Origin of the sequence: Burkholderia sp. BE12 (assembly GCF_002959955.1) — a bacterium.
GTDB lineage: Bacteria > Pseudomonadota > Gammaproteobacteria > Burkholderiales > Burkholderiaceae > Burkholderia.
In genome coordinates this window covers 1-11,626 of record NZ_PREY01000025.1, presented here as the reverse complement: position 1 = coordinate 11,626, position 11,626 = coordinate 1, and the positions used below count along the sequence as shown (strand labels likewise).

The 11,626-nt window shown below is 66.5% G+C and carries 10 protein-coding genes; 8 read left to right on the top strand and 2 right to left on the bottom strand.

Features of this window, described 5'->3' with window-relative positions; all coding sequences use genetic code 11:
- Positions 1–62: 62 nt before the first annotated feature.
- Positions 63–926 carry a glycine betaine ABC transporter substrate-binding protein gene (locus C4B30_RS24845; protein WP_089502209.1) on the top strand — a complete coding sequence of 288 codons (864 nt, stop codon included), beginning with the start codon at positions 63–65 and terminating at the stop codon, positions 924–926.
- Positions 927–1,154: 228 nt separating this feature from the next.
- Positions 1,155–2,810 (top strand): APC family permease, encoded by a 1,656-nt coding sequence (locus tag C4B30_RS24840; protein ID WP_089502208.1) that lies wholly within the window; start codon positions 1,155–1,157, stop codon positions 2,808–2,810.
- A 131-nt stretch (positions 2,811–2,941) separates the two neighbouring features.
- On the opposite strand, the gene C4B30_RS24835 is transcribed toward C4B30_RS24840, so the two are convergent.
- Positions 2,942–4,015 carry a substrate-binding domain-containing protein gene (locus tag C4B30_RS24835; protein ID WP_089502207.1) on the bottom strand — a complete coding sequence of 358 codons (1,074 nt, stop codon included), beginning with the start codon at positions 4,013–4,015 and terminating at the stop codon, positions 2,942–2,944.
- 212 nt (positions 4,016–4,227) lie between these two features.
- Here C4B30_RS24835 and C4B30_RS24830 point away from each other — a divergent pair, with 212 nt between their 5' ends.
- The 6 genes from C4B30_RS24830 (at position 4,228) to C4B30_RS24805 (ending at position 10,540) form a co-directional block, all read left to right on the top strand.
- Positions 4,228–5,220, top strand: a complete 993-nt coding sequence (locus C4B30_RS24830; RefSeq protein WP_089502206.1) for a substrate-binding domain-containing protein — start codon at positions 4,228–4,230, stop codon at positions 5,218–5,220.
- 92 nt (positions 5,221–5,312) lie between these two features.
- A complete protein-coding gene (locus C4B30_RS24825) occupies positions 5,313–6,872 on the top strand; it encodes a sugar ABC transporter ATP-binding protein (RefSeq protein ID WP_089502205.1) in 1,560 nt (519 codons plus the stop codon).
- Positions 6,865–7,872, top strand: coding sequence for an ABC transporter permease (locus C4B30_RS24820; protein ID WP_027781309.1), 1,008 nt, complete (start codon positions 6,865–6,867; stop codon positions 7,870–7,872). Before C4B30_RS24825 ends, C4B30_RS24820 begins: the two co-directional genes overlap by 8 nt.
- A 2-nt stretch (positions 7,873–7,874) precedes the next feature.
- The gene (locus C4B30_RS24815) at positions 7,875–8,933 is read left to right on the top strand and encodes an ABC transporter permease (protein WP_105133124.1); all 1,059 of its coding nucleotides are present in this window, start codon (positions 7,875–7,877) and stop codon (positions 8,931–8,933) included.
- On the top strand, positions 8,930–9,823 hold the full coding sequence (locus C4B30_RS24810) for a sugar phosphate isomerase/epimerase family protein (RefSeq protein ID WP_089502418.1): 894 nt from the start codon (positions 8,930–8,932) through the stop codon (positions 9,821–9,823). The genes C4B30_RS24815 and C4B30_RS24810 overlap by 4 nt, the downstream gene beginning before the upstream one ends.
- 3 nt (positions 9,824–9,826) lie before the next feature.
- Positions 9,827–10,540, top strand: a complete 714-nt coding sequence (locus C4B30_RS24805) for an EamA family transporter (RefSeq protein ID WP_179235132.1) — start codon at positions 9,827–9,829, stop codon at positions 10,538–10,540.
- A 33-nt stretch (positions 10,541–10,573) separates the two neighbouring features.
- Here C4B30_RS24805 and purU read toward each other — a convergent pair whose 3' ends face one another.
- Complete coding sequence (purU, locus tag C4B30_RS24800; protein WP_089502204.1) at positions 10,574–11,458, bottom strand: formyltetrahydrofolate deformylase; 885 nt, start codon at positions 11,456–11,458, stop codon at positions 10,574–10,576.
- Positions 11,459–11,626 lie beyond the last annotated feature (168 nt).

Sequence of the window (11,626 nt, the reverse complement as noted above, 5' to 3'; positions counted from 1 at the left end):
GATTTGTGGTTGAAGAACCTAGAGAGACAACGCGCACGGTGCGCAGACCAAGGAGATCGACCATGAAACTGTTCGGAAAACTATTGTGGACCGGCGCCCTGTCGGCGATGGTGGCGTTGAGCGCATCGGCGCTCGCCGATACGAAGCCGACGCTGAAAATCGGCTACGTCGAAGGCTGGGACGACAGCGTCGCGACGTCGAACGTCGCGGCCCGCGTCATCGAGAAGAAGCTCGGCTACGAGGTGAAGCTCGTGCCGGTCGCTGCCGGGATCATGTGGCAGGGCGTCGCGCGCGGCGATCTCGATGCGACGCTGTCCGCGTGGCTGCCGGTCACGCACGGCTCGTACTGGGACGAGTACAAGGCCAAGGTCGTCGACCTCGGCGCGAATTTTCCCGATGCGAAGATCGGCCTGATCGTGCCCGCGTACGTGAAGGCGAAGAGCATCGACGACCTCAATGCGGAGAAGGCCAGCTTCGGCGGCCGGATCGTCGGCATCGATGCGGGCGCCGGCGTGATGCGCAAGACCGACGACGCGATCAAGAGCTACGGGCTGAACTACACGCTGATGCCGAGTTCGGGCAGCGCGATGACGGCAGAGCTGTCGCGTTCGGTCAATGCGAACAAGCCGGTCATCGTGACGGGCTGGGCGCCGCACTGGATGTTCGCGAAGTGGAAGCTGCGCTTCCTCGAGGATCCGAAGAAGGTGTTCGGCGGCGCCGAGCACGTCGACAGTGTCGTGAATCCGGGACTCGAAACCAAGGCGAAGCCGGTCGTCGCGTTCCTGAAGAAGTTCCAGTGGAAGCCGGGTGAAATCGACAGCGTGATGCTGGCGATCCAGAGCGGCTCGAAGCCGGAAGCGGCCGCGGATGCGTGGATCGCGGCGCATGCCGACCGCGTGAATTCGTGGACCGAAGGCGCGCAGTAAGTATCTCGACATACGTCGTACGAATCATCATAAAAGACACGCCGGGAATGGCATGCAGGAATCCGAAATAATCCGGATGCAATGCAGCCATATCCCGGAATTTTTTTGCGGATTCTGCAAAAAAGTGCGTAAGTTGTTACACTAGCGCCCTTGTGCGGAGTCATCACAGCTTTGCATGGGACCAGAGTAAGCGCTAAAGCGCTAACACTGATCGACAGGAGGAATTGGATGAGTCAAGCAGGACTGCGTGCGAATCGCACCAGTGATGTTGAGGCAACCATCTCACATGATTCGACGGGCCACACGCTGCATCGTGGCCTGACCTGGAAAGACGCTTTTTGGGTAACGAGCGGCGTGCCGGCAGGCGTGCTGTTCACGATCGGCGGCGTATGCGCGACGATCGGCCAGCCCGCGTGGGCGATCTGGATCGCCGCGATCACGATGGGGCTGATTCAAAGCGCGACTTATGCGGAAATATCGGGGCTATTTCCTCATAAATCGGGCGGCGCGTCCGTGTATGGCGCGATCGGCTGGGTCCGTTACAGCAAGCTGATTGCCCCGGTTTCCGTGTGGTGCAACTGGCTCGCGTGGTCGCCGATGCTTGCACTCGGCTGCGGTCTCGCGGCGAGCTATGCGCTCACGAGTCTCTTTCCCGCCGACGCGGCGGTGCTGCACTGGCAGCTCAAGGTTGCGGATCTCGGGTTCATCAAGCCGGGTCTTTCCCTGCGGATCAACGCGACGTTCATCATCGCGACGATTCTGCTTCTCATCACGTTCAAGCTTCAGCACAGCGGCGCGTCGAAGGCTGCACGTACGCAGCGCATTCTCGGTATTGCATCGCTCACGCCGTTGTTGATCGTCGGCATCGTGCCGTTCGTCACCGGCGACGTACCGATGTCGAACCTGCTGCCGCTGCTTCCGCTCGGCCACGACGCGCAGGGCAACCTCACGGCCGCGACCTTCGGCTCGTGGAACGGGCAGGGCGTGACGATGGCGCTCGGCGCGATGTTCATGGCGGGCTGGGCCTCGTACGGTTTCGAGACGGCCGTCTGCTATACGCGCGAATTCCGCGATCCGCGGCGCGACACCGCCAAGGCGATCTTCTGGTCGGGTGCGCTGTGTCTGGTCGTGATGACGCTCGTGCCGATGGCGTTCCAGGGTGCGCTCGGCACCCAGGCGATGCTCGATCCGTCGATCGGCGACGGCACCGGCGTCGCGGCCGCGATGGCGAAGATCGTCGGCGGCGGCGCGTGGGTCGCGAATGCGGTCGTCGTGATGCTGATGCTGTCGATCCTGCTGATCGTGATGACGTCGATGATGGGCTCGTCGCGCACGCTGTACCAGGCGTCGGTCGATGGCTGGCTGCCGAAGTATCTGTCGCACGTGAACGAGCACGGCTCGCCCACCCGCGCGATGTGGACCGACCTCGGCTTCAACCTCGTGTTGCTGATGATGTCGGACTACATGACGGTGCTGTCGATCTCGAACGTCTGCTACATGCTTTTCGTATTCCTGAATCTTCAGTCGGGCTGGATCCACCGGATGGATCGCGGCAACTGGGATCGTCCGTTCCGCTGCCCGACGTGGCTGCTCGTCGGCGGCGCGATCTGCGGCTATGCGAACCTCGTCTACGTCGGCGCGGGCGCGAACCTGCAGGGCGAGGGCACGCTGCGCAACGGGCTGATCGCGATGCTGCTGATCGTGCCGGTGTTCCTGTTCCGTCACTACTGGCAGGATCGCGGCCGCTTCCCTGCGCAGATGCAGCGCGACATGGAGCTGGAAGTGCCGAAGCGCGCGCCGTGGGTGAGCCTGATGCCGTATGCGGCGCTGATCGGGGCGGGGCTGACGATCTGGTTGTCGTATTACTTCGCGTGGATGAAGTGAACATCTGATACGTCACGCGCCGGGAGCGGACACCGCACACGGTCCCGGCCAGCTCGATACGATGCGCAGCATGAAGAAAGCCCGACCGGTCGCAGGACCGACCGGGCTTTCTTCATTTCGCGTCCGCGCGCTCAGCCGGCCGGCTCTGCGTCGCTGGCGCGCATGTCGTCGTCGAGGGTTCGCATGAAGCGTGTCGGCACCATCACGACCGGATGCGGCGTGGCGTCTCCGGCGTCGCTCGCATCGAGCAGCGCGAACGCTTCCGCGATCAGCCGCTGCACGTCCTGCCGCAGCATCGTGACGTCGAACGGCAGGCGCGCGGCGAACGGGTCCCAGTCGAAGCAGCCGACGGCCGTGCGGTGCCAGATGTCCCACGGCAGCTCCGACGCGAAACGCACCAGCCCTTCGAACGACGTGATCGAGTTCGTCAGCATGCCGGCCGGCAACCGGCCGAGCGTGTCGTAGCGGCGCGCAAGCGCTTCGCGCGCGGCTGCGGGCGCGTAGCCGCAGCGCTCGATCGCGTCGTCCGGCGGCGGCGGCAGGCCACGCGCGGCGAACGCGTCGCGAAAGCCGGCGATCCGCATCTCGGTCGCGTATTCGCCGGCGATGCCGCCGAGCAGGATCAGTTCGTCGGGTGCATTGCCGCGCGCGAGCATCTTGTCGATCAGCACGTCGGTCAGCGCCCGCGCGCCCGCGCGGTTGTCCGACACGACCGACGGCGCACCGGCGCCCGGCAGGTCGACGTTGATCGACGGGATGCCGGCCGCGTCGCACAGCGCATTGAGCGGTGCCGGGTCGCGCACGCCGGCAATGAACAGCAGTTCGACACGCTGCGCGAGCAGCGTCTGCGCGACGTTCAGCTCGACGTCCGGGTCGCGCTGCGTGCCGACGACGATCGGGCACAGGCCGCGCCGGCGCGCCTCGTCCTCGAAGGTTTCGGCGAGCCCCGCGAAGAAGCGATTGCGGTAGTGCGGAATGACCATGCCCGCCAGCCCCGAGCGCGACAGGCGCAGGCCGCGCGCGCTCAGGTTCACGTTGTAGCCGAGCGCCTTGGCGCTGTCGAGAATGCGCGTGGCCGTTTCCTCGCTGATCCGGTAGCGGGCCCAGTTGCCGTTCAGCACCATGCTGACCGTGGACGTGGACGAGCCGGTTGCTTTCGCGATGTCGTAGATCGTGGACTTGCGTCCGGTAGTCGTGCGGGCCATCTGCGTCGTCGCTCCCCTCGTGTGCGTTCTTGTGCCGATGATGCCGACGGTATGCGTTTCGGGGCGCGATGCCCTATCAGGGTTTTCCCATGCTTTCCGTCGCCGCTAAATGGATTCAGCATACACGAACCGGTTTGCTGAATGGATTTAGCAACTGACCGCCATGCCGGGGCCCGGAAGCCCGGCGACGGTCGCCTTCGGATGGAGGAGACATGTCGGTGAATTTCTTGCGCAAGGTATGCGCGGGCGTGGCTGCGTTCGCGCTCGCGACGGGCATCGCGTCGGCATCGCCGGACAAGCCCGTAATCGGGGTCGTCGTGAAGATCGGCGGCATTCCATGGTTCAACGCGATGGACGCGGGCATCAGGAAGCGCGCCGAGCAACTCGGCGTGAAGGCGTTCATGGTTGGGCCGACCAGCGCGGACCCGGCACTGCAAGTGCGTGCGATCGAGGACCTGATCGCGCAGAAGGTCGATGTGATCGGCGTGGTGCCGAACGATGCCGAGGTGCTCGAGCCGGTGCTGCAGCGCGCGCGGGCCGCCGGTATCAAGGTGATCACGCACGAATCGCCGAAGCAGAAGAACACCGACTGGAATTTCGAACTGGCGTCCGCGAAGGGTTTCGGCGAGGCGTACGCGAAGAACCTCGCCGCGGCGGTGGGCGGCAAGGGCGAATACGCGGTGTTCGTCGGCTCGCTGACGGTGCCGCTGCATAACGCGTGGGCCGATGCCGCGATCGCGTATCTGAAGGCCAACTTTCCGGACATGAAGCTCGTCGGCGATCGCTACGGCGTGGCCGAAGACGTGGACGCGTCGCGCAAGACCGCGCTCGATCTGATGCGCGCGCATCCGAACCTGAAGGCGATCCTGGCGTTCGGCAGCCAGGGGCCGATCGGCGCCGCGCGCGCGGTCGCCGAGAAGCAGGCGAAGGGCAAGGTCGTGGTGCTCGGGCCGTTCTCGCCGGGGCAGGGCCGCCGGCTCGTGCACGACGGCGTGCTGAACGGCGGCTACATGTGGAACCCCGAGCAGGCCGGCGAGGTGTTCGTCACGCTCGGCACGATGCTCGCGAAGGGGCAGCCGATCAAGGACGGCATGACGATTCCGGGGCTCGGCGTCGTGCATCCGGAAGGCCACAACCTGATCGTGAACCAGCTCGTCGAGCTGAACGCGAAAACCGTCGACGATCTCGCGAAGCAGGGGCTGTGAGCGGCATGCACGCGGGCGCGGTGCACCGCGCCGTGCGATGAAGTCGTTCGCCTTTCCCGTCGTTTCATAGCAGGTCGCACCGGAGCGTAGCGATGATGTCTGCCCATTCCCGTGAATCCGCGGCGTCCGGCCGGGCGAGCCCGCCGCCGGCCGCGTTCGCGGCCGATGCGCCGTTGCTCGAACTCGACAATGTATCGAAGACGTTCGGTGGCGTGCACGCGCTGCAACAGGTGCGGTTCGACGTGATGCCGGGCGAAGTACTGTGCCTGGCCGGCGAGAACGGCTGCGGCAAAAGCACGTTGATCAAGATCGTGAGCGGCGTCCATCGCCCGGAGTCCGGCGCGGTGATGCGCTTCGACGGCAAGCCGGCCGGCGATCTCGATCCGGCGCGGGCGCGCGCGCTCGGCATCCAGGTGATCTGGCAGGACCTCGCGCTGTTCCCCGAGATGACGGTCGCCGAGAACATCGCGTTCGAGCAGAACCTCGGCGCGCGTCCACGGCTGGTCGACTACGGGCGGATGAAGGTCGCCGCTCGGCAAATTCTCGCGCGGCTCGGCGTCGAGCTCGATCTCGGCAGGCCGGTGCGTACGCTCACGATCGCGCAGCGGCAGGTCGTCGCGATCGCGCGTGCGCTCGTCGCCCGGGCACGTCTCGTGTTCATGGACGAGCCGACCGCGTCCCTCAGCCATGCCGAGACGCAGGCACTGCTCGCGATCGTGCGCCGCCTGTCGGCCGACGGCATCGCGGTGGTGTTCGTCAGCCATCGGCTCGCGGAAGTGCTCGACGTGTGCGCGCGCGTGACGGTGCTGCGCGACGGTCGTCATGTCGGCACGTTTCCGACGAGCGGAATGACGCAGACGCGGCTCACCGAGCTGATGACGGGGCGCACCTTCGATTACGCGGTGCGCACGACCGACCTGTCGGCCGCGACCACGATGCTGCGCGTCGACGGCCTGTCGCGGCGCGGCGAGTACGCGGCCGTGTCGTTCCAGGTGCGGCGCGGCGAGATCCTCGGCCTGACGGGGCGTCTCGGCGCGGGGCGCACCGAGCTTGCGCTGTCGCTGTTCGGGATGACGCGACCGGACGCCGGCACGATCGCGCTCGATGGTCTGCCGCTGTCGCTGCGCTCCAATCGGGACGCGATTCGCGCGGGCATCGCGTACGTGTCGGAAGACCGCCTGCAACTGGGCCTCGTGCAGCCGCAATCGATCGGCGACAACACGGCGATCGCGGTGCTCGACGATCTGCTCGGTGCGGCCCGACTGATTTCGCCGCGGCGGCGCGATGCGTTGATCCGCGACTGGGTCGCGCGGCTCGCGGTGAAGATCGGCAGCCCCGACGACGCGGTGTCGACGCTGTCGGGCGGCAACCAGCAGCGCATCGTGCTCGCGAAATGGCTCGCGACGAAGCCGAAGCTGCTGATCCTCGATTCGCCGACGGTCGGTGTCGACGTGGGTGCACGCGCCGGCATCTTCGCGATCATTCACCGGCTCGCGGCGCAAGGCATGGCCATCGTACTGATTTCCGACGAGATTCCCGAGGTGTACTTCAACGCGGACCGCATCCTGCACATGCGCGACGGCCGTATCGTCGCCGAGTACGTGCCGGGTGGCACGCCGATCGATCACATCGAGCGAGACGTCCATGCGTAACCTCCGCACATTCGGCATCGGCTCGACCGAAGCGTGGCTGCTCGCGGTGATCGTCGCGATGGCGATCGGCCTCGGCATCGCGACGCCGACCTTCCTGACGCTGTCCAACCTGTTCGACCTGCTCAACCAGAGTGCGGTCAACATCATCTTCGCGGTGGGGCTGCTGATCGTGCTGATCGCAGGCGGCATCGACATTTCGTTCGCGGTCGGCGCGTCGGTGGTGCAGTACCTCGCGGCGCTCACGCTGATGCGGCTCGGCGGCGGAAACTGGGTGCTCGGCTTCGCGGTATCGGCCGGCTTCGGCATCCTGCTCGGTGCGGTGAACGCGACGATCATCTACCGGTTTCGCGTCGTGTCGATCGTCGCGACGATCGCGACCTTCAACATCTTCTTCGGCGGGCTGATGTTCGTGACGGGCGGCGTATCGATCTACGACTTGCCCGACTGGTGGACGAACCGCGTCACGCTCTTGCAGGCCGATACGCCAGGCGGCGTCGCATCGCTTGCGCTGCCGGTCGCGGTGATGGCCGCGGCCGTCGTCGCGACGTGGTTCCTGCTGCGGCGCACGACGCTCGGCCGCCAGCTCTATGCGACCGGCGACAACCCGGAAGCCGCGCGGCGCGTCGGCATCGATCTCGCGACGATGCATTACGTCGCATACGGCTGGCTCGGGATGATGGCGGGCATCGCGGGCCTGATGCAGGCGCATTACGTGCAGGAAGTCGTGCCGAACGCGCTGTACGGCCGCGAACTGGACGTGCTCGCGGCCGTCGTGCTCGGCGGCGCGCGGCTCGGCGGCGGGCGTGGCACGGTGCTCGGCGCGATCCTCGGCATCCTGCTCGTGTCGATCACCGCGAACGGGCTCAATCTGCTCGGCGTGTCGCCGTACGCTTTCAAGATGATCGTCGGTGCGGTCATCCTGGTCGCGATCACCGTGTCGAGCGACGGCGTCGCGCGGCTGGTCGGCTCGCGCTTCCTGTCGCCACGCGCGAGGACATGATCATGAAGCACGCCGAATCCCGGCGCTTTCCGTCGCTGTCCGTTCCGGCCGACGTGGCCGGCCTGCTGGGTTTTCTCGCGTGTGTCGTCGCGGCGATGAGCGTCGCGTCCGATCGCTTCCTGACGGGCGGCACGTTCGCGTCGATCGCATTCCAGCTGCCCGAGCTCGGCCTGTTCACGCTGGCGATGCTGATGCCGCTCGTGTCCGGCGGCTTCAATCTCGCCGTCACGTTTACCGCGAACATCGCGGGGCTCGCGATGGCGTGGGTGATCCAGTCGCACGGCGGCCCGGAGGCCGGCTTCGCGGCGGTCGCGCTCGGCATCGCGGCGGCGCTCGCGACGGGCGCGGCGGCCGGCTGGCTGATCGGCGCGGTGATCGCACATACGGGCGCGAGCCCGATCCTCGTGTCGCTGTCGGCGATGATCTTCCTGCGCGGTCTCGGCGAATTCCTCACGCGGGGCGGCGACATTTCCGGGTTTCCGCCGGCGGTCCGCGCGATGGGCAACGGGCTGTGGCTCGGCGTGCCGGCGCCGCTGTGGATCTTCACGGGCTGTGCGCTGCTGTGGCACGTCGTGATGACGTATTCGCGGCTCGGCTTCGTCACGCGGATGATCGGCTCGAATGCGGAAGCGACGCGCTACTCGGGCATCTCGACCACGCGGGCGATCACGCGCATCTACATGCTGTCGGGGCTGATGTGCGGCGTGGCCGGCGTCGTGATGCTGTCGCGCTTCAACTCGGTGCGTGTCGGCCACGGCGAGGCGTTCCTGCTGATCTCGGTGCTCGCCTGCTTTCTCGGGCGCGTCGATCCGTTCGGCGGCTTCGGTCGCGTCGCGCCGGTCGTGATCGCGCTCGTGATCCTGCAGGTGATCGCATCGGGCCTCAACCTGCTGGGTGCGAGCCAGCACCTGGCGACCGCGCTGTGGGGTGCGTTCCTGCTCGCGGTGATGCTGGTGCGCTGGGCATGGGCCCGGCATGCGTCGCGGCCGCGCAATCGCAATCGAATCGCGACGCCGGCGCTCGGCGGCCTCGAACCCTCTCAACGGAAGGAGACGAAATGAACAAGCTTGGCGTACATGCGCTGGTCTGGGAGGCCGGCTGGAGCCGCGACGCATGCGCGCGCGCGATCGCGAATACGGCCGAGACGGGCTTCGATTTCATCGAGGTGCCCGCACTCGATCCGGATTCGATCGACGCAGCGTTCACGCGGCGCGAACTCGAACGGTATGGCCTTGGCATCACGTTCTCGCTCGGGCTCGATGCGGAATCCGACATTTCAAGCGGCGATGCGCGGAAGGCCGCGCGCGGCAAGCAAAAACTCGAGGCCGCGCTGCGTGTCGCACGCGACTGCGGCGCGACCCACGTATGCGGGATCCTGTACTCGGCGTTTCAGAAGAATTTCACGCCGACGACGGCCGCCGGTGTCGCGATGTCCGCCGACATCCTCGCGCAGGTGGCGGACACGGCCGCGCAAAGCGGCATCACGCTCGGGCTTGAAGTCGTGAACCGCTACGAGTCGAATGTGCTCAACACCGCGTCTCAGGGTGTCGAGCTGTGCCGGCGCATCGGCCGGCCGAACGTGAAGGTGCATCTCGACACGTATCACATGCATATCGAGGAGTCGGACGTGATGTCGGCGATTCGCGACACCGGCGAGCAGCTCGGTTACGTGCACATCGGCGATTCGCATCGAGGGTATCTGGGATCGGGCAACGTCGATTTCACAGCGGTGTTTCGTGCGCTGGTGTTCAGCGGTTATACGGGGCCGATCACGTTCGAGAGTTTCTCGTCGCGCGTCGTCGGTCAGCCGCTCGAAGGCATTCTGGCGATCTGGCGCAACCTGTGGGAAGACAGTCACGACCTCGCGGCGCACGCGCTCGCCTTTACGCGCGTGCAGCTCAAGTCTGCGCGCGAGGCGCTGAAGCAGGCTGAACGGAGCCGGCTGGCGTGAGCGATGCGGCCATGGGCGCGCAACGGATCGACCGCGCGGCGCGTGGTCGCGATCGCCGGTGCGCCGGGCGCGATGCTCGTCCAGCGGTTGACCGCGCGATGGCGCGCCCTGGTGCGGCGCGTCGCACCCGCACCGGTGTCGGTGCTGTTCGTCGTGCTGTCCTTTACCGGCGTGGCGCTCGTCATCACGCGCGGCGACGTGATTGCCGCGCTGCACCAACCGCAGCACTACGCGGCCAACGCGTTGATCGTCGTCGGCGCGTTGTGCTGGGTCGTCTATACGTTCGGTGCAGCGCGTTTCACCGGCTGGTCGGCACTGAAATACACGACGTTCACGACGTGGCTGGGGCTGACCGCGATCGTCACGGTGAACGTGGTACTGGTCGCGACGCAGCGGGTCGCGGCGCCGTCATGGGCCGCCGTGCACGCGGTGCTGCCGCATCTCGCTTACATGGGGCCGGTGGCCGGCTTCGGCGCGATCCTGTTGTGGATGACCGGCAACCGCAACCTGGGGCCGATGAACGGCGTGCTGTTCATGGACATCGTGCCGATCACCGCGTTCGTCGTGTCCGCGATCACGGGCGTGGTGCCCAATCGCGCGCAGATAGCTGGCGCCGCGCTGACGGGCGTGGCGCTGATCCTCAACAATCTGTACTTGCGGCGTCGGGCACGACGCATCGGTGCGACGCTTGCGCGCGTGCCGTCGGCGTCCGCGTGATGGAGGACGACGGTGTTCGCGGACGCAACGCGCTTACGGAAACACCACCGTCCGATCCCCGTTCAAGAACACCCGCCGCTCGATGAACGCCTTCACCGCACGCGCGAGCGTGAGGCTTTCGACATCACGTCCCACCGCGAGCAATTGCTCGGGCCGCAGCGCATGATCGACGCGCTCGACGACCTGCTCGATGATCGGGCCTTCGTCGAGATCGTCGGTCACGAAGTGCGCGGTCGCGCCGATCAGCTTCACGCCGCGCGCATGTGCCTGGTGATACGGCTTCGCGCCCTTGAAGCCGGGCAGGAACGAGTGATGGATGTTGATCGCGCGGTTCGCGAGCTTCGCGCTCGTCTCCTGCGACAGCACCTGCATGTAGCGTGCGAGGATCACGAGTTCGGCGCCGCTCGATTCGAAGAAGTCGAGCCATTGCGCTTCCTGCTGCGCCTTGGTGTCGGCCGTGATCGGGAAGTGCCGGAACGGCAGCCCGTGCTGCGCGGCGAGCGGCTCGAAGTCGGGGTGGTTCGACACGATGCCGACGATGTCCATCTTCAGCTCGCCCATCCGCCAGCGGAACAGCAGATCCGCGAGGCAGTGTTCGAGCTTCGACACCATGATCAGCACCTTCGGCCGCGCGTTGACGTCGTGGATCGCCCATTGGATGTCGCCAGCGTGGCCGCCGAGTCCGGCCGCGATCGGCGCGAATTCCTGACGCAGCGCGTCGATCTGCAGCGTTTCATTCGTCGGATGAAAGACGCAGCGCACGAAGAAGCGGTTGCTGAGATCGTCGTCGAACACGTTCAGCGCATCGACGTAGCAGCGATGGCGATCGAGAAAGCCGACGACGGCGGCGACCTGACCGGCCGCGCTCGGGCACGACAGTGTCAGGACGAATTGATCGGGGCGGTGCTCGGCGGTCATGAGACTCCTCGGATGGCAGGGGCGCACGGCCGCGCGGCGGCGCATGACAGCGCCGCGCCGCGCGGGTGGCGGGAAGCTCAAGTAAATCAGGCCGATTTCGGCGCGGATAGAACCAACGCGCCGTGTGGCTGGTATCGGCGCGCCAGCGGACCGGGGCGGGGCTGGGGC